The following is a 21373-nucleotide window of genomic DNA, read 5'->3' on the forward strand; positions in this document are numbered from 1 at the left end:
AGGATGACCACAAGCCCGACACCGGCGACCCGCACCAAGGTCCTCCTTGTCGACGATCACGACCTGATCCGCAAGGGACTGCGGCACGCCTTCGAGCGGGACCGGCAGTTCGAGGTCGTCGGCGAGGCCGCCACGGCGGCGGAGGGGGTCCGGCAGGCCGGTGCCCTCCAGCCCGATGTGGTGATCATGGACCTGCGACTGCCTGACGGCAGTGGCCTGGAGGCCACCCGCGCGCTGCGCAAGTCCAGCGCTTCGATGGGCATCGTCGTGCTCACCATGTACGCCGGCGACGACCAGCTCTTCGGCGCCCTGGAGGCCGGGGCGAGCGCGTTCGTGCCCAAGACGGCCCCGGCGGACGAGGTGGTGGCCGCCGCCCGGCATGCCGCCTCCTCGCCGAGCGCGTTCACCGCGGCCGACCTGGCCGAGGCGATGAAGCGGCGGCTCGCGCCGTCCGGTCCGCAGCTCTCCCCCCGGGAGGGCCAGGTGCTGCGGTTGCTCGCCGACGGCATGAGCGTGGCGGGCATCGCCAAGCAGCTCTTCGTCAGCGAGTCGACGGCCAAGACCCACATCTCGAAGCTCTACGAGAAGCTGGGCGCGGCCAACCGGGCGCAGGCGCTGATGACGGCGCTGCGGCTCGGCCTGCTCGAGGCGCCGGACGCCCCGAAGTTCTGACCGCTTCCCCGTCCGACCGGCAGTCGCCGGTCGGTGGTTTCCGCGACGGCCGGTGGGTCCGGTCAACGGGACCGCCCGACCGGCCGGTCGGGCGGGGAGCGGCCCTCTCTGGTCACCCGAGTGGCGGGCGGGGCAGAATACCCGGATGACCTGCGCGGGACGACGTGTTCCGCGTCGTTGACAAAGGGGTAGGGCATGCAGCGGCCGGACTGGGCACCCGACACCATCGACATCGAGCGTCCCAGCGTGGCCCGCATGTACGACTACTACCTCGGCGGCTCGCACAACTTCGCCGCCGACCGCGCCGCCGCGCGGGCGATGGTGGACGCGGTGCCCGAGGCGCCGCTGATGGCCCAGGCGAACCGGGCGTTCCTGCGCCGGGCGGTGCACTTCCTCGCCGAGGCCGGGATCCGCCAGTTCCTCGACATCGGCTCCGGGATCCCGACGGTCGGCAACGTGCACGAGATCGCCCAGCGGATCGACCCCGCCTCCCGGGTGGTCTACGTCGACGTCGACCCGGTGGCGGTGGCGCACAGCCGGGAGATCCTCAGCGGCAACAACCGGGCCGCCGTGGTCCAGGAGGACCTGCGCCACCCCGAACGGATCCTGACCCACCCCGACGTCGCCGGGATGCTGGACCTGTCGCAGCCGGTAGCGGTGATGATCGTGGCGGTGCTGCACTTCGTCCCGGACTCCGACCGGCCGGCGGAGATCCTGCGAACGCTGCGCGAGGCGCTGGCGCCGGGCAGCTACCTGGTGCTCTCCCAGGCCAGCGACGAGGACCGGCACCACACCGGGGAGCGCGCGGAGGCCGAGGCGGTCTACCGCCGCACCGACAACCCGCTGTTCATCCGCAGCCGCGCGGAGCTGACCTCCCTTTTCGACGGCTTCGAGCTGGTCGACCCGGGAGTGGGCTGGGTGCCGCAGTGGCGCCCCGAGACACCGGTGAGCGTGGAGGACGCCAAGCAGGCGGTCTTCATGGGCGGCGTCGGGCGGCTCGGTGGGTAACCGGTCCGACGGCCCGGTGGGCCCGGCGGGCCCGAGGTCATTCGCCTCGTATCCGGGGCCGCTCGCTCCGCACCCGGGGCACCTCACCCCGCACCCCGGGGCCTTTGCCCGGGCCTGGGCGAAGGCGGTCTCCGGCACCAGCTACCTGCCGATGACCCAGGCCCAGTTGGAGGCGCTGCTGCAACGGTTCACCGATCGGCTGGCCGAGGCGCTGGTGGCCGAACCGTTCGACCTGCGGGTCGGCCACCAGGTCGGGGCGGAGCTGGTCGAGTCGCACATCGCCTCCGCTGAGGGGCTGGGCCGCACGGTCGAGGTCGTGCAGCTCCGGCTGCTGCGCGACCTGGGGCTGGTCGGCGCGGACGTCGAGGACCGGCTGGCCCGGCTGCTGGCCACCGTGGCCACCGGCTACGCCCGGGCGCTGCGGGGCCGCACGCTGGACGAGCAGGAGTCCATCCGCCGGGCCGCGATGGTGGCCCGGGCGCAGGCCGAGCGGGCGCTGCGCGACAGCGAGGCCCGGTTCCGGCACCAGGCCACCCACGACCCGCTGACCGACCTGCCCAACCGCACCCTGTTCACCGAGCGGCTTGCCGCCGCGATCGACGTCCCGGGCCGGGGCGCCGACCGGGTCGGGGTGTGTTTCCTCGACCTGGACCGCTTCAAGGTGGTCAACGACTCCCTCGGCCACCAGGTCGGGGACCGGCTGCTGGTCTCGGTCGCCGACCGGCTGCGCCGGGCGCTCGACGAGCATCTGGTCGCCCGCCTCGGCGGTGACGAGTTCGTCATCCTGGTCGAGCGGACCGCCGGCACCGACGACGTGGTGAAGGTGGCCGAGGCGGCGCTCGCCGCGGTCAGCGAGCCGGCCCTGGTCGACGGGCACGAGCTGACGGTGTCGGCGAGCATCGGCATCGTCGAACGCCCGGTGGCCGGGACCACCCCCGTCGACCTGATGCGCGCCGCCGACGCCACGCTGCACTGGGCCAAGGCCGCCGGGGGCGCCCGCTGGTCGCTGTACGACGCCGACCGCAACCGCCGGGAGCTGGCCCGGTACGCGCTCTCCGCGGCGATCCCTGCGGCGCTGGAGCGCGGTGAGTTCTACCTGGACTACCAGCCGCTGACCTCGCTGTGCGACGGCACCGTGCTCGGCGCCGAGGCCCTGGTCCGCTGGCGGCACCCCGCGCTCGGCGAGCTGCGCCCGGACAGCTTCATCGGGTTGGCCGAGGAGACCGGGCTGATCGTTCCGCTCGGCGGGTGGGTGCTCGCCGAGGCGTGCCGGGAGGCGGCGACCTGGTCCGGGCCGGGGGGTGCCGCGCCGTTCGTCAGCGTCAATCTGGCGGTACGCCAGGTGCACCGGCCCGACCTGGTGCACCTGGTACGCGCCGTGCTCGACCGCACCGGCCTGCCGCCCGAGCGGCTCCAGCTGGAGGTCACCGAGAGCACCATGATGAGCGCCGTCGAGGAGCCGGTGCGCGCCCTGCGGGTGCTGGCCGACCTCGGCGTGCGGATCGCCATCGACGACTTCGGCACCGGCTACTGCAACCTGGCGTACCTGCGGGACCTTCCGGTGACCGAGCTGAAGGTGGCCGGGGATTTCGTGGCCGGGCTGCGGGCCCCCGCGGACGACCCGACCAGCCGCACCGACGAGCGGATCCTCGCCTCGCTGGTCTCGCTGGCGCACGCGCTGGACCTGACCGTCACCGCCGAGGGGGTGGAGACCGCCGGGCAGGCCGACCGACTGCGTGCCATCGGCTGCGACGCCGCCCAGGGCTGGCACTTCGGCCGACCCGCACCGCCGCCGCCTTCCTGGAGCACCTGACCCCGACCGGACGCCGGCCCGACCGAGACGCCGACATGGTCGGAGACCGGCCTCGTTGGGGTGTCACCACATGGTCACGACCGTCGCTGGTCGCGGGCCGTCGCTGGTCACCGGCCTGACGCTGGTCGCGCTGAGCACCTCTATCGGGACGCGGCTCCCGCAGGGACACTCTCGGCACGCCCTTTGGAGCTGCCCGCGCAAACGGGGCACACGGGCCGATGACAGCCAGGGCAGGGACCGTCACAGCCCTGGGCGCAGGTAAGGACGGGAGACAGCCCGGGCGTAACTAAGGATGGGAGACAGCCCCGGCGGCCGACGCGGGCGTGGGCACCAGCACCAGCACCAGCAGAGAGCAGCCGATATGCCGGCGCGGCCTGGGCATGAGCCTCAGCCGGCACAGAGCAGCCGACATGACGGGGCCATGGGGCAGGCACCACGTGCGGCGGCCGACACGGCGCGGGTGCACAGACGGGGCAGCTCCACAGGGCCGCGACCGGCGTCCCCCTGCGGCGACTCACTCCCGATCTTGCGCCAACCTTGGGGACGACGACTGACCAAGAGCGACGACCAACCAAGAGCGACGACCAACCAGGAACGACGACCAACCAAGAACAGCAGCCGGCGGAGAGCGAGCAGCCAAGCGGCAGCCGGCCAGAGGCAGCCGGCCGACGGGCAGCGGTCAGCCGGCGAGGAGGGTGGCCATCCGGGCGGCCTGGGTCTCCCAGCGCCACTCCCGCTCCACCCAGGCCCGGCCGGCCGCGCCGAGCTGCCGGGCCAGGTCCCGGTCGGCGAGCAGGGTGGCCACCCGGTCGGCGAGCTGGGCGACGTCGTGGCCGGAGACGACGTACCCGGTCTCGCCCTCGCGGACGGCGTCGGGCGCACCCCCCGAGTCGCCCGCCACCACCGGCAGGCCGGTCGCGGACGCCTCCAGGTAAACGATGCCGAGCCCTTCGACGTCCAGGCCACGGTTGCGGGTGCGGCAGGGCATGGCGTAGACGTCACCGGCGGCGTAGTGGGCGGGCAGGTCCGCCGAGGGCACCGAGCCGGTGAAGACCACGTCGCGCTCGACGCCCGTCTGCCGGGCCAGCTTCTCCAGGGTGTCCCGGTACGGCCCTCCGCCGACGACCAGCAGCGCCGCGTCCGGCACCCGGCGGCGGATCGCCGGCAGGGCGCGGATCAGCATGTCCTGGCCCTTGCGCGGCACCAGCCGGGAGACGCAGACCACCACCGGCCGGTCGGCCAGCCCGAGCCGGGCCCGGACCGGCTCGCCGTCGACCGACGGGTGATACGTCTCGACGTCCACGCCGGGAGCCAGCCGGTGCAGCTCGGTCACCCCGTGCAGCGCCCGCTCCAGCCGGACCCGGGTGTACTCACCGAGGTACGTCACCACGTCCGCGCCCCGGCCGATCCGGCGCAGCGCGGCCCGGGCCACGGGCAGAGCCGCCCAGCCCACCTCGTGCCCGTGGGTCAGGGCCACCACGCGGCGGACGCCGGCGCGGCGGCGCAGCCCGGCGGCGAGCAGCCCGAGCGGGGCCGCCGCGCCGAACCAGACGGTGTCGCAGTCGTGCTCGCGGGCCAGCCGGGCGGCCCGGCGGGCGACCAGCGGGGTGGGTAGCAGCACCCGGGTGCGCTCCCGGACGACCTCGAACGGTTGGTCGGCGTCGAACTTCTCCGCCCCGCGCCAGCTCGACGCGTAGACCACCACGGATCCGGTGGGCTGGCGGACGGCGAGGTTGTGCACGAAGGACTGGATGCCACCCGCGCGGGGCGGAAAGTCGTTGGTGATCAGCAGCGTGCGGCTCATCGGCCGGTCTCCCTGGCGTAGGCGCGGGCGGCGGCCATCCGCTCGACCGTGGACGGGTGCGACGCCGAGTAGAGGTACTCCCAGCGGGGCGGATCGGGATCGGCCAGGTTCACCCCGGCCAGGCGGCGCTGCATCGCCTCGAAGGTCGCCGGGTCGCCGGTGAGGGCGAGGGCGTGCGCGTCGGCCCGGACCTCGACCCGGCGGGACACCAGCGCCTGGACCGGGGCGGTCACCAGCCCGGCCACCGTGACCAGCGCGATCAGCAGCGGGAACGCGCGCGGCTCGGCGATCGAGTCGACGCCGGCCAGGCGCAGCAGCGGGCCGGCCGAGCCGAGCAGGTAGAGCACGACCACGGCCAGCGCAGCGCCCAGCGCCCCGGTCAGCGTGCCCGTCCACACGTCCCGGTCCTTGGCGTGCCCCAGCTCGTGCGCGACGACGCTGGTCACCTCGGCCGGGGTGGCCTCGCGCAGCAGGGTGTCGTAGACGACGACCCGACGGGTCGGCCCGAGCCCGGAGACGTACGCGTTGACCGCGCGGGTACGCCGGGACGCGTCGGCGACCAGCACGTCGCGCACCGGCACCCCGTCGCGGGCCGCCATGCCCATCAGCTCGGTGCGCAGCGGGCCCTGCTCCATCGGGGTGAACCGGTTGAACACCGGCTCCACCAGCACCGGCAGCACGAACGACAGCAGCACCACCAGCCCGGCCGCGCCGGCCGCGCCGAACGCCCACCACCAGCGCGGGGCGAGCCGGGTCACGGTGTAGAAGCCGAGCAGCGCGAACGCGCCGATCACCGCGCTGACCGCGTACGACTTGAGCAGGTCGGTGGTCCAGCCGGCCCAGCCCTGGGTGCTCAGTCCGTACCGGGTGAGGATCGTCTGCCGCCAGGCGGCGAGGGGCAGGGTGAGCAGGTCGGCGACGAGTACCACGGCCAGCCCGCCGAGCACCGCCTGCGCGATCCAGTTCCCGCCGAACGGACGCCCTGCCAGCTCCACGAGGCGACTGCCCAGCGGAGTGAGCCCGAGCGCCACGGCCACCAGCAGCCCGAGGGCGAGACCGGCCCAGCCGGCGGGGCGCAGCGCGGCCCGGAACTCCCGGCTGTGGGCGACCTGGTCGGCGGACAGGTCCCGCAGCGCGGCGAGCTGGTCGGCGCGCGGGGCCGGCGGCCGATGCCACGGCACCAGCAGGGCACCGGCGACGAGCAGCGCCACCGCCAGCCCGGCGAGGGTGAGCACCGCCCAGCCGCGTGGCGTCATCCCGCCACCCCCGCCACCCCGGCCACCACCAAGCCCCGGGCCAGCGGAGCACGGGCCAGCGGGACGCGGGGCAGCGGAGCACGGGCCAGCGGGACGCGGGGCAGCGGAGCACGGGCCAGCGGGACGCGGGGCAGCGGAGCACGGGCCAGCGGAGCAGGGGCCAGCACGCGGCCGGCCGCGGCGGGCACCGCCGGTGGGCAGGTCGGCGGCGCGTCACGCGCACCGCCTTCGCGTCGTACCCCCGTCATGCCACTCCTCCCGCCGTGAGCGCCCATCCTATGGCCCGGCGGCGGCGGGGCCTCCCTGGGCAGCGGCCGGCGGCGGTCGCCCGAGCGGGCCGCGACAGCCCTCACCCAGACGGGCGGCGGGCGGGCGGTTACGCCACCCGGCGGCGGGCCGGGCGGGGGCGGGGCGCCCGGGTGGGCGTGGCGGGCGGGAGCACCTCGACGTCGAAGCCGGCCCGGGCGAACACCTCGATCGCCCGCTGCTCGGCGGCGCCGAGCTCGCCCCCGGGCCCGTCGGCGTCGAACAACGCGGTGACCAGGCAGCCGGAGCAGCCCGCGCCCCGGATCGCGCACCTGTCGCAGTCGATCAGCATCGTTCCTCCTGAAGCGATGCGTCGGCGGCGGGCGGGAACCGACCTGGCCGACCACGTCGTCGCCCAGGTCGCCGTCGTCGCCGCCGGCCACCGTCGGTTATCCCGACGCTACGGGAGGGGTACGACAGAATCGGACAACCAGCTCGCTACGCCCCAGACCCGAGCAAGCGCCCCGGATCAGGAACGGGCCAGCCGGCGCAGCAGCGAGTCGGCGCCCAGCGGGTACGCGCCGTGCCGGCGCACCCCGTCGGCGACCTCCCGGTCGGAGGAGACCACCACCACCGGCCGGCCGGCCGGCTCGGCCCGGACCAGCCGCCGGATCAGCTCATCGGCGGTCTCGCCCTTGCGGGAAAAGAGCACCCGCACGCCGCGCGGGGTGGGCGGCAGGCCGTGCATCCGCTCCGCGCCGTCGAAGACGACGGTGACCTCGTCACCGGTCTGGGCCGCGATCCCGCCCAGCCCGGTGATCAGCCGCTTGCGCTGCTGTTCCAGGGACATCTCGCCGAAGCCGCGTTTGGTCACGTTGTAGCCGTCGACCACCAGGTGCGCCTTGGGCAGCGCGAGGAGCTGGTCGAGGCGGGCCGGGTCGTCGGTGTCGCGGGCCCGGGTGGCGGCGCCGGCCGGGGTGGGCGCCGACCGGTCGGCGAAGGCCTCCGCGACGAAGTCGGCGGGGAGTTGGTCGACCGGGTCCAGCGCCAGCTCGCGGCGCAACCCGACGGCGGCCTGCCCGATCGTCTCCAGCAGCAACCACAGCCGCGCGTCATCGACCGAGCGGGCCTCCTTCGCGCTGACCCGGGCCACGCCGGCCGCCGCCTCGGCATCGGCCAGCCGGGCCCGGGCGCGGCGCAGCTCGGCGTCCGCGTCGGCCGCGGCCCGGGTGGCCCGCCCCCGCTCGGTGGCCAGCAACTCGCCGGCCTTGCGCTCTCGGGCCTGGGTCTCCCGCAGGGTACGGGCGAGCTGGCGGCTCTCCTCGCGGAGCTGGCCGAGCTCCTCGCGGACCCGGGCCAGCTCGTCGCGGAGCTTGTCGGCCTCCACCCGGGCCACCGCCCGGTCGTGCTCGGCCCGGCCGGCCCGCTGCTCGGCCTCGCGGATCAGCTCGTCGATGACGGCCTTGTCCGCCTCGGCCCGCACCGCCGCGCCGCTGGCCTCGATCAGATCGCGCCAGCCCCGGGGCCGGGCCAGGTACGCCAGGGCGGCCACCTCGACCGGGTCGGCGGCGGCCGGGGCGGTGCCCTCGACCACGGCGGCGCCGAGGTCGCCCGCGTCGGCGAGCACCCGGGTGGTGATCCGCTGCCGGAACAGCGGGTCGGCGGCGAGCTGGGCGGCGATCACCGACGCGCCGAGCCGGGCCCGGCGGTTGGGGGCGAACTTGGCCACCCGGCGCAGCGGCACCGGCACCTCGTCGCCGGGCAGGACCGGCAGCACGGCGGCGGTGAGCGCGACGATCCGCTGGCGTACCGGCTCCGGCAGTGTCGGCTCCGGCTCCCCGGCGGGCGGCTCCGTCAGGTCGGGACGCGACGGGTCGGGCTCGCGCCGCAGGTCCGGCTCGCGGGCGGTGTCCGGGGAGTCCTCACCGGGGTGGCGCATGGCACCGGCCGACACCTCCCCCGGGAGGTTGTCGTCGTAGGGCTCGGTGAGGGGCATGTGGCAAGTCTCCCACCGCGACCGGGCCCACCGCCCGGTGGTGAGCCGATCTCTCATCCTAAACCGGTGATGACGTCTGGGGCGGCTGATGCGGGAGTGTCGCACCCACGGACTAGCGTGCCGCGGGTGGCACCAGAGGAGTACGTCCAGCAGGCGCTGGCCGGTCTGGACCGGGCCGCCGGCGACGGGGTGGACCCGGCCCTGCCGCTGTACGCGACGACCTTCGTGGTGGTCGACCTGGAGACCACCGGCGGCGCGCCGGACGGCGGCGGGATCACCGAGATCGGCGCGGTCAAGGTGCGCGGCGGCGAGGAGCTGGGGGTGCTGGCCAGCCTGGTCGACCCGGGCGTGCCGATCCCGCCGTTCATCACCGTGCTGACCGGGATCACCCAGGCCATGTTGATTCCCGCCCCGCCGATCGAGCAGGTGCTGCCGAGCTTCCTGGAGTTCATCGCCGACGCGGTGCTGGTCGCCCACAACGCCCCCTACGACGTCGGCTTCCTCAAGGCGGCCTGCGCGCGGCACGGCTACCGCTGGCCCAACCCCCGGGTGCTGGACACCGCGGCGCTGGCCCGCCGGGTGCTCACCCGCGACGAGGTGCCCAACCGCAAGCTGGGCACCCTGGCGGCGTACTTCCGCACCGCCACCCAGCCCACCCACCGGGCCCTCGACGACGCCAAGGCCACCGTCGACGTGCTGCACGGGCTGATCGCCCGGCTGGGCGGGCACCGGGTCGACACGGTCGGCGAGGCGATCGAGTTCGCCCGGGCGGTCACCCCGACCCAGCGGCGCAAGCGGCATCTCGCCGACGGGCTGCCGAAGGTCCCCGGGGTCTACATCTTCCGGGCCGCCGACGACCGGCCGCTCTACATCGGCACCTCCGGCGACATCGCCACCCGGGTGCGCAGCTACTTCACCGCCGCCGAGAAGCGGGCCCGGATCTCCGAGATGCTCGCCGCCGCCGAGCGGGTGGAGGCCGTCGAGTGCGCCCACTCACTGGAGGCGGAGGTGCGCGAGCTGCGGCTGATCGGCGCGCACGCGCCGCCGTACAACCGGCGGTCGAAGTATCCCGAGCGGATGGTCTGGCTCAGGCTCACCGACGGGCCGTACCCCCGGTTGTCGGTGGTCCGGTCGCTGGCCCCCGGTGACGAGGCCTACCTGGGGCCGTTCAGCTCCCGACGGGCGGCCGACCTGGCCGCCGCCGGCTTCCACGACGCCGTGCCGCTGCGCCAGTGCACGCACCGGCTGTCGCTGCGCACGGTCACCCCGGCCTGCGCGCTGGCCGAGCTGGGTCGCTGTCCGGCGCCCTGCGAGCACCGGATCACCCCGCAGGAGTACGACGACCGCGCCGTCGCGCCGTTCCGCACCGCCACGGCCGGCGACCCCGGGTCCGTGGTGGACGCCCTGTTGGCCAGGGTAGAGGCGCTGGCGGCCGACCAGCGCTACGAGGAGGCGGCCGTGGTGCGCTCGCGGCTCGCCGCGGTGCTGCGCGCGACGGTACGGATGCAGCGGCTGGCCGCGCTGGCCGGCATCGCCGAGCTGGCCGCCGCCCGCCCGGCCGCCCGGGGCGGCTGGGAGCTGGCCCTGGTCCGGCACGGCCGGCTGGCCGGCGCCGGGGTCTCCCCGCCCGGCGTCCACCCGCGGCCGACGCTGAACGCGATCCGGGCGACGGCCGAGACGGTCCCGCCCGGGCACGGCCCGGTGCCCCGGGCCTCCGCCGAGGAGTCGGAGCGGATCCTGTCCTGGCTGGAGCGACCCGATACCCGGTTGGTGGAGATGTCCTCCGGCTGGTCGTCCCCGGCTGCCGGGGCGGGCCGCTTCCGTGACCTGCTCAGCAAGGCCGAGGCCGCCTCGTCCCACCAACTCTCGACCGAACGCCCATGACCAAGTGACCGATCGGACGACCCCGCCTCGCTTAGGCTGTTAAGGAAGTGCAGTACTGCCCGTTTCGTGGGCCTGCTCCCGGTTGCCGGTGCCCGGCTGTCGTGGGGCCGGGGTTAGGAGGTGTCCCTCGTGGACGTCGACGCCGGACACGGCGCCGCCCTGGGGGGCGCGCTCCCGACCCAGCCGGGTGAACTGCCCCTGGCTCGTCGGCTGCGGTCGTTGCTGAGCTGGCCGAGCGCCGAGACAGACCCGGTCACCCATCTCGTCCGCACCCACCGGGCGATCCACACCGGCACCGACCCGTCGGTGCTGCGCCGGGCGTACACGATCGCGGAGAACATGCACCGCGGCCAGTTCCGCAAGAGCGGCGAGCCGTACATCACCCACCCGCTGGCGGTCGCCCAGATCTGCGCGGAGCTGGGCATGGACCCCACCACCCTGGTCGCCGCGCTGCTGCACGACACGGTGGAGGACACCCGCTACACCCTCCAGGCCCTGGCCGAGGACTTCGGCGGCGAGGTGGCCCACCTGGTCGACGGGGTGACCAAGTTCGACAAGGCGTTCTACGGCAAGGCCGCCGAGGCGGAGACCACCCGGAAAATGATCATCGCGGCCGGCAAGGACGTCCGGGTGCTGATCATCAAGCTGGCCGACCGGCTGCACAACATGCGCACCCTCGGGGTCCGTTCGGCCGCATCGCGGGAGCGCATCGCCCGCAAGACGCTGGAGGTGCTGGTCCCGCTCTGCGACCGGCTCGGCATCCAGACCCTCAAACGCGAGCTGGACGACGTGGTGCTGCTGCACCTGGAGCCCGACGAGCACGCCCGGATCGCCCGGTTCGTGCACGACCGGCCCGGCTGGGACGCGTACCTCGGCGACGTGGTCGCCAAGGCGAAGGTGGCGCTGCGCCGCAGCCGGGTCGACGCTCAGGTGGCCCCCCGCCCCCGGCACCTCTACTCGATCTGGAAGGACACCGTCGCCGGCGGCCACGGCACCCCGTACGACCTGCCCCGGATCGTGATCGTGGTGGACGGCCCGGCGACCGACTGCTACGCGGCCCTCGGCGCGGTGCACGGCCTCTGGCGGCCCGCACCCGGCCGGTTCAAGGACTTCATCGCCTCCCCCAAGAACAACCTCTACCGCTCGCTGCACACCAGCGTGTGCGGCCCGAAGAACCGCACGGTCGAGGTGCTGATCCGCACCGAGGAGATGCACCGCGCCGCCGAGTACGGCATCGCCGCCGACTTCCGGTCCCCCCGCACCGCCGGGGCCGCCGCCCACGCCCAACAGCTCGACTGGCTGCGCCGGGTGCTCGACTGGGAGCAGGAGGCCGCGGACCCGGCGCAGTTCCTCCAGTCGCTGCGCTGCGACCTCGCCGAGGCGCAGGTCCAGGTGGTCACCGAGGGCCGGCAGGTGGTCCTCCCCGCCGGGGCGACCCCGGTGGACGTGGCGTACGAGCTGGGCTCCGACCGGGGCGACCGCTGTCTGGCGGCCCGGATCAACGGCCGGCTCGCCCCGCTCTCCTCCGAACTGGACGAGGGCGACGTGGTGGAGATCTTCACCGAGACCGACGCCGAGACCGGCTTCGAGGCGGACGTCGCCCCGCGCGGCCCCCGCAAGGAGTGGCTCGGCTTCGTGAAGTCCCCGCACGCCCAGATGCAGATCAACCGGTGGTTCGCCGAGCACACCGAGCCGGGCATCTCGATCGCCGACAAGGTCCGCCTCGGCCGGGCCACCATCGGGCTGGCGCTGCGCAAGCACAACCGGGGGCTGGCCAACGACTTGCCGCTGCTACGGCTGTCGGAGGAACTGGGCTACCCGGACCTGGAGACCATGCTGGTGGCGGTCTTCGACCGGGCCATCGAGCCCGACGCGGTGGTGCTCCAGCTCATCGACCTGGTCGACCATCGGCACTGACCGTTCTCCCCCCGGTGGCCGGCCCGGCACCCGCCGGCCACTAACCTGGACCCATGATCCCCCGCTCCCGCGCCACCGGACGGGCCTTCGCCTATCAGGTCTTCTACCGGCTGCCCGTGTCGGTGCGGCGTCGGCTCGTCCGGCTCGCCACGCCGAAGTACATCGTCGGGGCGGTCACCCTGGTCCGTGACGCCGAGGCCGCCGGCCCCGGCCGCCTGCTGCTGCTGCGCCAGCCGCCGGGACACAGTTGGACGCTCCCGGCCGGGCTGCTGCAGCGCGGCGAGGACCCGGTCGTCGGCGCGGCGCGCGAGCTGTTCGAGGAGTCCGGGGTCCGGCTCGCCCCGGACCGGCTCCGCCCGGCGGTGCCGAACGCGCTGGTGCACGCCAAGGGCTGGGTGGACGTGGTCTTCGAGACCGAGGTCCCGGCGTCGACCACGGAACTGAAGGTCGACGGCGCTGAGGTCTACGAGGCCGCCTGGCACCCGCTGGACGACCTGCCCCGGCTGAGCCGGGCGACGGCGAACCTACTCGGGTACTACGGCATCGGGCCGCGGGCCGGCGAGGTGTCGCCGCCCCGCCCGACGGCGTGACCGCCCCGGCGTCCGGCGGGGGCGGGCCGGAGATCTGCGCGGTGGTGCTCGCCGCGGGCGAGGGAACCCGGCTGCGCCCGCTGACCGAGCGGCTGCCCAAGGCGCTCTGCCCGGTCGGCAACACCCCGCTGCTGGACCGGGCGCTGGCCCGGCTGGCCGGGCTCGGCCTCAGCGGCCCGGCCCTGGTCGCCGTGAACGCCTGCTACCTCGGCGACCAGGTGGTCGCGCACGTCGGCGGCCGGGCCCACCTGTCGGTCGAGCCCGGCGACCCGCTCGGCACGGCCGGCGGCGTGGCGAACCTGCGGGACTGGATCGCCGGCCGGGGCGTGCTGGTCGGCAACGCCGACGCGTACCTGGCGGATCCGGCCGCCGCGCCGGGCCCGGACGTCGCCGCGCTGCTGGCCGGCTGGGACGGCGAGACCGTACGCCTGCTCGGCCGGCCCGCCGACGATCCGGCCGCCCCCGGCACCTTCGACGGCCACCGATTTGTCGGCTTCTCGCTGCTGCCCTGGCGGCTGGTGCGGGGCCTGCCCGTCGAGCCGGGCGACCTGGTCCGGGCGGTGTGGCGGCCGGCCGAGGCGGCCGGGGCGCTGACCGTGGTGCCGTACCGGGGCACCTTCTACGACACCGGCACCCCGGCGGACTACCTGGCGGCGAACCTGCACGCCGCGGGCGGCGGCAACCTGGTCGACCCGAGCGCCACGGTCACCGGTCGGTGCCGGGAGTCGGTGGTGGGCGCGGGGGCGACGGTGCGCGGCGAGGTGACCCGGTCGGTCCTCTGGCCGGGCGCCGAGGTGGCCGCCGGGGAGCGCCTGACCGGGGTGGTCCGCGCGCCGGGTGGCCTGACCGTCCCGGCCACGCGCCGCTGAGGGCGGCCCTCCGGCAGCGTCCCGTTGCGGCCCGCCGGTCCCGGTCCGGGCGGACCGGGCGGCCTCTAGCATGGTGATCGACGCCGACCGGCGGGAGTGGACGCACGACGAAGGAGCGGACCCGTGATCACCGCGATCGTACTGATCGACTGCGCCACCGACTCGATCCCCGAGGTGGCCGAGAACCTGGCCAACCTGCCCGGGGTCAGCGAGGTCTACTCCGTGGCCGGGCACGTCGACCTGATCGCCATCGTGCGGGTCCGGGAGTTCGACGAGATCGCCCAGGTGATCGCCGGCAGCATCTCCAAGGTTCCCGGCGTGTTGGACACGGAGTCGCACATCGCCTTCCGGGCGTACTCCCGGCACGACCTGGAGGAGGCGTTCGCCATCGGCCTGGCCAGCGCGGACTGACCCGCCCCCACGCACGCCGGTGGCCAGCCCACCGGTCGGTGGGCTGGCTACCGGCGGTGCTACGACGTCAGCTCACGCTCGGAACCGGCGTCTCGGTGTTCTCCGGGGCCGGCGACTCGGTGTTCTCCTGGGCCGGCGACTCGGTGGTGCCGCCCGGGGCCGGCGGCGTGGCGCTGCCACCCGGGCTGGGCGTGCCGCTGGCGCTGCCACCCGGGCTGGGCGTGCCGCTGGCGCTGGTCTGCGGGACCGGGACGCCCAGGGTCTGGGCCAGGGCCACCAGCGCGTCGTAGTGCGCCTGGAGCACCGGCAGGGCGTTCTGGGCCAGCTGGACCACCGACTGCTCGGAGCCCTGCGAGATCTCGGTCTGGGTGGCCTGGATGGCCTGGACGTGGCCGGCCAGCTCGGCGGTCACCCACGCCTTGTCGAACTCGGCGCCGCTGAGGTTCTTCAGCCTGTCGATGACCTCCTGCTGGTCGGCGGTCGGTGCGTCCGGCAACTGGACGTTGAGCTGCTGCGCGGTGCTCTGCACCGTCTGGTCCAGCTGGGTGTGGTCCGTGACGAACTGCGCCCCAAGGTCCTTGACCTGCTGGTTCTGGCCCTTATCCTGCGCCAGCTTCCCGGTTTCCATCTCCGCCAGGTTCACCTGGTGCAGCGCCTGCAGGTACTGGGTGTCCTGCGTCGACGGCTGCGCCGCGGCCTGTGCCGCCGCCGCGGGTACCAGCCCGGCCACCACCAGGGCGGCGAGCAGTCCGAGGCGTTTGAGACCCAACATGTTTCCCCCCCTTTTTCGTTGGACCGCACGGATACCCGGCTGACCCGGATTAACCCTGCCGGTTCCGCAGCCACCGCGCGTGCGGCACCCGGGGGCGCCTCCGCTGGCCGGCGGCCACCCGGAGGGCGGAAAACGGACGTGGCGCCCGCCGGAGGGATCCGGCGGGCGCCACGCTTGCGTTGTCTCGGGCGGGTCAGCGGCGGCTCTCGCCGCTGCCGATCTCCTCCCGCTCCGGCCGGGGCTCGACCGGCGGGTGCCCCGGCGAGACCGGCGCCTCGGCCAGCTTCTCGATCGGGTAGAAGAATCCCCGGATGGCCGGGCCGAGGGCACCGAGCCGGTTCATCTTCTTGGGCACCACCCAGCCGACGTAGTCCAGTTCGCCGTGGCCGTCGTGGCCCGCCGCGGTGAGCGGCTGGTGGACCTCCTCGAACCGGCCGTCCGGCAGCCGCCGGATGATGCCGGTCTCCACGCCGTGGGCCAGCACCTCCCGGTCGTGCTGCTGCAGGCCCAGGCAGATCCGGTACGCCACGTAGTACGCCAGCGGCGGGAGGACCAGCAGGCCGATCCGGCCCGCCCAGGTCATCGCGTTCAGGCTGATCTGGAACTTGTCCGCGATCACGTCGTTGGTGCCGGAGAGGGTGAGCACGACGAAGAACGCCACCGCCATCGCGCCGATCGCGGTCCGCTCCGGGACGTCCCGGGGGCGCTGGAGCAGGTTGTGGGTGCGGGTGTCCTTGAGCCGGCGGGCCTCCACGAACGGGTAGAGCGTGGAGAGGCCGACCAGGATGCCCGGCAGCACGACCGTGGGCCAGAACAGCGGCGGGATGACGTATCCGTCGCCGATCGGGATGTTGATCTCCCAGTTCGGCATGAGGCGGGTGGAACCGTCGAGGAACATGACGTACCAGTCGGGCTGGCTGGCGGCCGAGACCACCCACGCCTCGTACGGGCCGAAGTACCAGATCGGGTTGATCTGGAACAGACCACCCATCAGGGCGATCACGCCGAAGACGACCATGAAGAAGCCGCCCTGCTTCAGCGCGTACCGCGGGAACATCCGCTCGCCGACCACGTTGTCGTTGGTCCGACCGGGGCCGGGCCACTGGGTGTGCTTCTGCTTGAAGACCAGGCCGAGGTGGGCGCTGATCAGCGCCACCAGCAGGCCCGGGACGAGCAGCACGTGGGCGATGAAGAACCGGCTCATGATGATGTCGCCCGGGAACTCCCCGCCGAAGACCGACGAGGTGACCCAGGAGCCGATCACCGGGATCGACAGCATGATCGCGGAGGCGATCCGCAGGCCGGTGCCGGACAGGCCGTCGTCCGGCAGCGAGTAGCCGGTGAAGCCGGCCAGGAAGCCGACCCAGAACAGCAGCGAGCCGATGATCCAGTTGGTCTCCCGCGGCTTGCGGAACGCGCCGGTGAAGAAGACCCGCAGCATGTGCACGACGATCGCGGCCATGAACAGCAGCGCCGACCAGTGGTGCATCTGCCGCATGATCAGGCCACCGCGGACGTCGAACGAGATGTCCAGGCTGGAGGCGTACGCGGCCGACATCGGCGTGCCCCGCAGCGGGGCGTAGCTGCCGTTGTAGACCACCTCGGTCATCGCCGGCTCGTAGAAGAAGGTGAGGAAGACACCGGTCAGCAGCAGCACGACGAACGAGAACAACGCGATCTCGCCGAGCAGGAACGACCAGTGGTCCGGGAAGACCTTGTTCAGCAGCTTGCGCAGCGGAGTGGAGACCTGGAGCCGCTCGTCGGCCCCCACCGCGGCCTTGCCCGGCATGGACGCCATGTCCAACTTACGACGCTTCACGGCCGCTCCCAGAAGTCAGGCCCGACGGTCTCGGTGTAGTCCGACCGCGCCACGAAGAAGCCCTCTTCGTCGACCTCGATCGGCAGCTGCGGCAGCCGCCGGCTGGCCGGGCCGAAGACGGGCCGCGCGTTGTCGGTGATCAGGAACTGGGACTGGTGGCACGGGCAGAGCAGGCGGTTGGTCTGCTGCTCGTACAGGCTCGCCGGGCAGCCCGCGTGCGTGCAGATCTTGGAGAACGCCGCGAAGTTGCCCCACATGTAGTCGCCGTGGTCGACCGTCGGCCGCGCGTTGGCCGCCCGGGACTGCTGGGCGTCGTCCTCGCGCAGGTGGATCAGCAGCGTCGGCGAGTCGGCGTGCTTGTTGCTCACCCCGTGCTCGATGCCGGGGAAGACCGTGAGCTGGCCGCCGACGCTGACGTCGGCCGGGCGGATCGGCCGGCCGTCCTCGCGGACCAGCCGGATCTTCTTGCCCCCGGCCGGCGCGAAGCCGGTGGTGAACATCTGGTTGTTCTTGTGCGGGTTGGAGATCAGGCCACCGACCAGCGGCGCCGCGACGACCGCGCCGACCGGAGCCAGGCCGGCCAGCAGCGAGATGCCCAGCAGGGGACGGCGCTTCACGCCCATCTCGTCGGCGAGGAAGAGCATCGTCTCGCCGGTGATCTTCCGGCTCTCCGGCGCGTCGGGGTCTTCCACGTGCCGGTCCTGGATCGACACCTCCTTGGGCAGCAACTTCTTGCCCCAGGTCAGAATGCCGAAGCCGACGCTCAGCAGAGCCAGGCCGAGGGTGACGCCGAGCAGCGGGGTGTAGTACTTGTCCCCGCCCGAGCCCGGCTCGTACTTCCAGGGCCACCAGATGTAGATGATCAGGAAGGCGGTCGCGGCCAGGCCGGTCAGCAGGAACATCGAGGCGACCGTGCGGGTCAGCCGTCGCTCCGCCCGGCTGCCGGGGACGACCTGCTCCTCGTAGTGGACGATCTCGATGTCGTCCCGACGCGCGCCCTCCCGGACGATGTCGAACCGGCTCAGCCGCGGATCGTGGACGTCGAGCGGCTCCGGGCCCTGGTGGGCCTGGTGCTCGGTCTTGGTGCTCATGCCGTCACCTCGCTACGGGCGGTGCCGGGCTGCGGCACCACAGCGCTGAATCGAATGATCCGCTCGGTCACGACTTGCCCGCGATCCACAGGCTGGCGAAGACGAGCGCGACGATGCCGACCAGGAAGATCGCCAGGCCCTCGGTGGACGGCCCGTACCGACCGAGGTTGAAGCCACCCTGATCCTGGTCGGCCTTCAGGGTGCCCTGGATGTAGGCGATGATGTCCGCCTTCTGCTCCGGGGTGATCTGGTTGTCCCCGAAGACCGGCATGTTCTGCGGGCCGCTCAGCATTGCGGCGTAGATCTGCCGGTCGGTGGCCGGGCGCAGGCTCGGCGCGTACTTGCCGGAGGACAGCGCGCCACCGCCACCGCCGAAGGCGTGGCACTGCGAGCAGTTGATCCGGAACAACTCACCGCCGGTCGCCAGGTTGGCGCCCTCGCGCAGGTCGCCCTCGGGCACCTGCGGGCCGCCGCCGAGCTCCTGGACGTACTGGCCGAGCTGGCGGGCCTCCTCGTCGGTGAACACCGGCGGCTTGCGCATGGCCTGCGCCTCCTGGCGGACCATCGGCATGCGGCCGGAGCTGACCTGGAACTCGACCGAGGCCGCACCGACCCCGATCAGGCTCGGGCCGCGACCCTCGACGCCCTGCGCGTTGAGGCCGTGGCAGGACACACAGCTCACGTCGAACAGCGCCTTGCCCTCGGCGGCGGCGCCGGTGATCGGCGGGTTTTCCTGCGCCTGCACGCCGGGGGCGAAGACGGTGTAGGCGCCGCCGGCCAGCGTCAGCGCGGCGATCAGCCGGACCGCGGCGCCCAGCCGGCGGCGGCCCCTGCTGCGCCCCGCGGACCGCTCGCCGCGCAGCCGCGCGAGCAGACCGCGTCGGCGGTCGTTGTCAGAAGTCATGACCTGTGTCCTTAACCGGTGGGACCTTGTCTCAGGGGACGGGGCAGCGGCGCGGTTCGTGACGCGCCAAGATCACTGAAGCCAGTAGATCATGGCGTAGAGGCCGATCCACACGACGTCGACGAAGTGCCAGTAGTACGACACGACGATCGCCGACGTGGCCTGGGCCGGGGTGAACCGGCCCATGGTCGTACGGATCATGAAGATGATGAAGGCGATCAGACCGCCGGTCACGTGCAGGCCGTGGAAGCCGGTGGTCAGATAGAACATCGACCCGTACCCGTCCGCGTTGATCTTCACGCCCTCGTGGACCAGGGTCCGGTACTCGTTCACCTGACCGAGCACGAAGATCAGACCCATCACGAAGGTGATGGTGAACCAACGCCGGAGGGCGTGGACGTCACCCTTCTCGGCGGCGAACACACCGAGCTGGCAGGTCACCGAGGACAACACCAGGATCACCGTGAAGGTGGTCGCGTACGGGATGTTGAGGTGCTCGGTGTGCTTCGCCCACTGCTCCGGCGCTGCCGCACGGATGGAGAAGTACATCGCGAACAGCGCCGCGAAGAACATGAGTTCGCTGGAGAGCCACACGATCGTCCCGACGCTGACCATGTTGGGCCGTGTCAGAGAGTGGATCCGGCTCTTGTCAATGGCTGGGGCCGCAGTCACGCGGTCATTATTGCCCCTGACCACGGCCGGCGATCAGCGGGGGGGCAAATCGGTGGCACAGGTGGCCCGATCGTGGGGGTCCGGTTCGCCTGGCCTAGCCTGAAAAGCGTGCTGCACGTCGATTCGATCTTCGCCGCCGCCTCGGCGGTCGCCGCGCCGCCGGCCGTCGCGGCCGGCGGCGACCCGATTCCGCCGCCGTTCACCGTCGCCCGGGTGTTCACCGAGACCCGGCTGGACAGCTGGCTGGCCCTCGGGCTGGTGCTCGCCGCCGGGCTGTACCTCTACGGAGTGCACCGGCTCCGGCTGCGCGGGGACAGCTGGCCGATCGCCCGCACGGTGTTCTTCCTCGGCCCGGGCCTCGGCGGGATCGCCGCGGTCACGGTCAGCGGCCTGCACGCGTACGACACCGCGCTGCTGTCGGTGCACATGGTCCAGCACATGGTGCTGTCGATGGTCTCGCCCATCTTCCTGGCCCTCGGCGCCCCGATCACCCTGGCCCTGCGCACCCTGCCGGTCCGGCCGCGCAAGCGGCTGCTGGCGATCGTGCACAGCCGGATCGCCCGGATCTACAGCTTCCCGCTGGTGGCGTTCGCCATCTTCGTGGTGAACCCCTTCGCGCTCTACTTCACCGACCTGTACCGCTACACCCTCGAACACGCCTGGGCGCACGAGGTGGTGCACGCGCACTTCATCATGACCGGCTGCGTGTTCTTCTGGCCGCTGCTCGGGCTGGACCCGCTGCCCGGTCGGTGGCCGTACCCGGGCCGGGCGCTGCTCATGGTGCTGTCGGTGCCGTTCCACACCGTGCTCGGGCTCACGATCATGCAGAGCACCACGCTCTTCGGCGGCGACTGGTACCCGTCGCTCGGCCTGACCTGGTCGAACCCCTGGGACGACCAGGTGGTCGCGGGTGGGATCCTGTGGGCCGGCGGCGAGTTCGTCAGTGTGACGATGCTCGCGGTGCTGGTGGCGCAGTGGATCCGCCAGTCCGAGCGGGAGGCCCGCCGGCTCGACCGCGAACTGGACCGCCAGGAGGCCCGCCAGCGCGCCACGGAAGCGGCGGAAACAACACCCTGACCTGCCCTTTCCGGTACGCCGACCGCGTCGCGTGGGCGCGAGGTCGACGGGCCGGCGGCAGCGGGTACGATCAGCGCGCAGCTACGAAGTGGGAGCCAGCCAGCGATGAGCGATCGTCTTTGCACCGTCCTGCTCTACAGCGACGACCCGCAGGTCCGTGACCGGATGCGGCTGGCCGTCGGCACCCGGCCCGCCCCCGGGCTGCAGATCGAGTTTGTCGACGCGTCCGACTACGCCGGGTGCATCCGGCTGGTCGACGAGTACGAGATCGACCTGATGCTGCTCGACGGCGAGGCGAGCCCCGGCGGCGGCCTCGGCATCGCCCGGCAGGTCAAGGACGACCGGGACGACGCCCCCCCGACCTGCCTGGTGATCGCCCGCGCCGCCGACCGCTGGCTGGCCGCGTACGCCCAGGTCGACGCCACCCTGGTGCACCCGCTCGACCCGGTGACCACCGGCACCACCGTGGCCGAGCTGCTGCGCAGCCACGCCCCGGCCTGAGCCACCGCGGCCGGACGTCACCGGCGACGCCCGGCCCGACTTGCGGCCCACACCGGTCGCACCCCGTTTCC

At 73.4% G+C, this 21373-nt stretch carries 20 protein-coding genes; 10 read left to right on the plus strand and 10 right to left on the minus strand.

Annotated features, from left to right (window positions below; all coding sequences use genetic code 11):
* Window positions 1-3: 3 nt before the first annotated feature.
* From ACFYZF_RS22060 to ACFYZF_RS22070, 3 genes are all read left to right on the plus strand, one after another.
* Window positions 4-672 carry a response regulator transcription factor gene (locus ACFYZF_RS22060; protein WP_007072219.1) on the plus strand — a complete coding sequence of 223 codons (669 nt, stop codon included), beginning with the start codon at window positions 4-6 and terminating at the stop codon, window positions 670-672.
* A gap of 195 nt (window positions 673-867) precedes the next feature.
* Window positions 868-1680, plus strand: a complete 813-nt coding sequence (locus ACFYZF_RS22065) for an SAM-dependent methyltransferase (protein WP_387023583.1) — start codon at window positions 868-870, stop codon at window positions 1678-1680.
* A 151-nt stretch (window positions 1681-1831) separates the two neighbouring features.
* Complete coding sequence (locus tag ACFYZF_RS22070) at window positions 1832-3493, plus strand: putative bifunctional diguanylate cyclase/phosphodiesterase (protein ID WP_387023714.1); 1662 nt, start codon at window positions 1832-1834, stop codon at window positions 3491-3493.
* A 679-nt stretch (window positions 3494-4172) separates the two neighbouring features.
* Here the strand turns inward: ACFYZF_RS22070 and ACFYZF_RS22075 are convergent.
* The 5 genes from ACFYZF_RS22075 to ACFYZF_RS22095 all read right to left on the minus strand — a co-directional run bounded on the left by ACFYZF_RS22075 (window position 4173) and on the right by ACFYZF_RS22095 (window position 8795).
* Entirely contained in the window at window positions 4173-5297 is a 1125-nt protein-coding gene (locus ACFYZF_RS22075) for a glycosyltransferase family 4 protein (RefSeq protein WP_387023585.1), read from the minus strand.
* Window positions 5294-6553, minus strand: a complete 1260-nt coding sequence (locus tag ACFYZF_RS22080; RefSeq protein WP_387023587.1) for a M48 family metallopeptidase — start codon at window positions 6551-6553, stop codon at window positions 5294-5296. The genes ACFYZF_RS22075 and ACFYZF_RS22080 overlap by 4 nt, the downstream gene beginning before the upstream one ends.
* Entirely contained in the window at window positions 6550-6801 is a 252-nt protein-coding gene (locus tag ACFYZF_RS22085; protein WP_387023589.1) for a hypothetical protein, read from the minus strand. The genes ACFYZF_RS22080 and ACFYZF_RS22085 overlap by 4 nt, the downstream gene beginning before the upstream one ends.
* A 128-nt stretch (window positions 6802-6929) precedes the next feature.
* Entirely contained in the window at window positions 6930-7151 is a 222-nt protein-coding gene (locus ACFYZF_RS22090) for a hypothetical protein (protein WP_387023591.1), read from the minus strand.
* Between the two features lie 177 nt (window positions 7152-7328).
* Window positions 7329-8795: an NYN domain-containing protein gene (locus ACFYZF_RS22095; RefSeq protein ID WP_387023593.1), complete on the minus strand. Its 1467-nt coding sequence runs from the start codon at window positions 8793-8795 to the stop codon at window positions 7329-7331.
* A gap of 126 nt (window positions 8796-8921) precedes the next feature.
* Between ACFYZF_RS22095 and ACFYZF_RS22100 the strand changes: the two genes are divergently transcribed.
* The 5 genes from ACFYZF_RS22100 to ACFYZF_RS22120 all read left to right on the plus strand — a co-directional run bounded on the left by ACFYZF_RS22100 (window position 8922) and on the right by ACFYZF_RS22120 (window position 14466).
* Window positions 8922-10679 (plus strand): DEDD exonuclease domain-containing protein, encoded by a 1758-nt coding sequence (locus ACFYZF_RS22100; protein ID WP_387023595.1) that lies wholly within the window; start codon window positions 8922-8924, stop codon window positions 10677-10679.
* Between the two features lie 129 nt (window positions 10680-10808).
* Window positions 10809-12596 (plus strand): RelA/SpoT family protein, encoded by a 1788-nt coding sequence (locus ACFYZF_RS22105; RefSeq protein WP_387023597.1) that lies wholly within the window; start codon window positions 10809-10811, stop codon window positions 12594-12596.
* Between the two features lie 53 nt (window positions 12597-12649).
* The gene (locus tag ACFYZF_RS22110; RefSeq protein WP_387023598.1) at window positions 12650-13186 is read left to right on the plus strand and encodes an NUDIX hydrolase; all 537 of its coding nucleotides are present in this window, start codon (window positions 12650-12652) and stop codon (window positions 13184-13186) included.
* Window positions 13183-14055: a sugar phosphate nucleotidyltransferase gene (locus tag ACFYZF_RS22115; RefSeq protein ID WP_387023600.1), complete on the plus strand. Its 873-nt coding sequence runs from the start codon at window positions 13183-13185 to the stop codon at window positions 14053-14055. Before ACFYZF_RS22110 ends, ACFYZF_RS22115 begins: the two co-directional genes overlap by 4 nt.
* 123 nt (window positions 14056-14178) lie before the next feature.
* A complete protein-coding gene (locus tag ACFYZF_RS22120; RefSeq protein ID WP_387023602.1) occupies window positions 14179-14466 on the plus strand; it encodes an Lrp/AsnC family transcriptional regulator in 288 nt (95 codons plus the stop codon).
* A gap of 67 nt (window positions 14467-14533) precedes the next feature.
* On the opposite strand, the gene ACFYZF_RS22125 is transcribed toward ACFYZF_RS22120, so the two are convergent.
* From ACFYZF_RS22125 to ACFYZF_RS22145, 5 genes are all read right to left on the minus strand, one after another.
* Window positions 14534-15238 carry a DUF4142 domain-containing protein gene (locus ACFYZF_RS22125; protein WP_387023604.1) on the minus strand — a complete coding sequence of 235 codons (705 nt, stop codon included), beginning with the start codon at window positions 15236-15238 and terminating at the stop codon, window positions 14534-14536.
* 193 nt (window positions 15239-15431) lie between these two features.
* Window positions 15432-17057, minus strand: coding sequence for a cytochrome bc complex cytochrome b subunit (locus tag ACFYZF_RS22130; RefSeq protein ID WP_387023606.1), 1626 nt, complete (start codon window positions 17055-17057; stop codon window positions 15432-15434).
* Window positions 17054-18148, minus strand: coding sequence for a ubiquinol-cytochrome c reductase iron-sulfur subunit (locus ACFYZF_RS22135; RefSeq protein ID WP_387023608.1), 1095 nt, complete (start codon window positions 18146-18148; stop codon window positions 17054-17056). The genes ACFYZF_RS22130 and ACFYZF_RS22135 overlap by 4 nt, the downstream gene beginning before the upstream one ends.
* 67 nt (window positions 18149-18215) lie before the next feature.
* Window positions 18216-19052 carry a cytochrome c gene (locus ACFYZF_RS22140; RefSeq protein ID WP_387023611.1) on the minus strand — a complete coding sequence of 279 codons (837 nt, stop codon included), beginning with the start codon at window positions 19050-19052 and terminating at the stop codon, window positions 18216-18218.
* A 72-nt stretch (window positions 19053-19124) separates the two neighbouring features.
* Window positions 19125-19724 carry a heme-copper oxidase subunit III gene (locus ACFYZF_RS22145; RefSeq protein ID WP_387023613.1) on the minus strand — a complete coding sequence of 200 codons (600 nt, stop codon included), beginning with the start codon at window positions 19722-19724 and terminating at the stop codon, window positions 19125-19127.
* A gap of 126 nt (window positions 19725-19850) precedes the next feature.
* Here ACFYZF_RS22145 and ACFYZF_RS22150 point away from each other — a divergent pair, with 126 nt between their 5' ends.
* Window positions 19851-20801 (plus strand): cytochrome c oxidase assembly protein, encoded by a 951-nt coding sequence (locus ACFYZF_RS22150; protein WP_387023716.1) that lies wholly within the window; start codon window positions 19851-19853, stop codon window positions 20799-20801.
* Window positions 20802-20906: 105 nt separating this feature from the next.
* Window positions 20907-21302 carry a hypothetical protein gene (locus ACFYZF_RS22155; RefSeq protein ID WP_387023614.1) on the plus strand — a complete coding sequence of 132 codons (396 nt, stop codon included), beginning with the start codon at window positions 20907-20909 and terminating at the stop codon, window positions 21300-21302.
* Window positions 21303-21373: the final 71 nt, after the last annotated feature.

It is taken from the genome of Micromonospora sp. NPDC001898 (assembly GCF_042891255.1).
Lineage (GTDB): Bacteria > Actinomycetota > Actinomycetes > Mycobacteriales > Micromonosporaceae > Micromonospora.

What these genes read in the sequence shown, in the direction of transcription:
- ACFYZF_RS22060 (WP_007072219.1), top strand. Translation starts at nt 4, where the DNA reads ATGACCACAAGCCCGACACCGGCGACCCGCACCAAGGTCCTCCTTGTC.
- ACFYZF_RS22065 (WP_387023583.1), top strand. Translation starts at nt 868, where the DNA reads ATGCAGCGGCCGGACTGGGCACCCGACACCATCGACATCGAGCGTCCC.
- ACFYZF_RS22070 (WP_387023714.1), top strand. Translation starts at nt 1,832, where the DNA reads ATGACCCAGGCCCAGTTGGAGGCGCTGCTGCAACGGTTCACCGATCGG.
- ACFYZF_RS22075 (WP_387023585.1), bottom strand. Translation starts at nt 5,297, where the DNA reads ATGAGCCGCACGCTGCTGATCACCAACGACTTTCCGCCCCGCGCGGGT.
- ACFYZF_RS22080 (WP_387023587.1), bottom strand. Translation starts at nt 6,553, where the DNA reads ATGACGCCACGCGGCTGGGCGGTGCTCACCCTCGCCGGGCTGGCGGTG.
- ACFYZF_RS22085 (WP_387023589.1), bottom strand. Translation starts at nt 6,801, where the DNA reads ATGACGGGGGTACGACGCGAAGGCGGTGCGCGTGACGCGCCGCCGACC.
- ACFYZF_RS22090 (WP_387023591.1), bottom strand. Translation starts at nt 7,151, where the DNA reads ATGCTGATCGACTGCGACAGGTGCGCGATCCGGGGCGCGGGCTGCTCC.
- ACFYZF_RS22095 (WP_387023593.1), bottom strand. Translation starts at nt 8,795, where the DNA reads ATGCCCCTCACCGAGCCCTACGACGACAACCTCCCGGGGGAGGTGTCG.
- ACFYZF_RS22110 (WP_387023598.1), top strand. Translation starts at nt 12,650, where the DNA reads ATGATCCCCCGCTCCCGCGCCACCGGACGGGCCTTCGCCTATCAGGTC.
- ACFYZF_RS22125 (WP_387023604.1), bottom strand. Translation starts at nt 15,238, where the DNA reads ATGTTGGGTCTCAAACGCCTCGGACTGCTCGCCGCCCTGGTGGTGGCC.
- ACFYZF_RS22135 (WP_387023608.1), bottom strand. Translation starts at nt 18,148, where the DNA reads ATGAGCACCAAGACCGAGCACCAGGCCCACCAGGGCCCGGAGCCGCTC.
- ACFYZF_RS22140 (WP_387023611.1), bottom strand. Translation starts at nt 19,052, where the DNA reads ATGACTTCTGACAACGACCGCCGACGCGGTCTGCTCGCGCGGCTGCGC.
- ACFYZF_RS22155 (WP_387023614.1), top strand. Translation starts at nt 20,907, where the DNA reads ATGAGCGATCGTCTTTGCACCGTCCTGCTCTACAGCGACGACCCGCAG.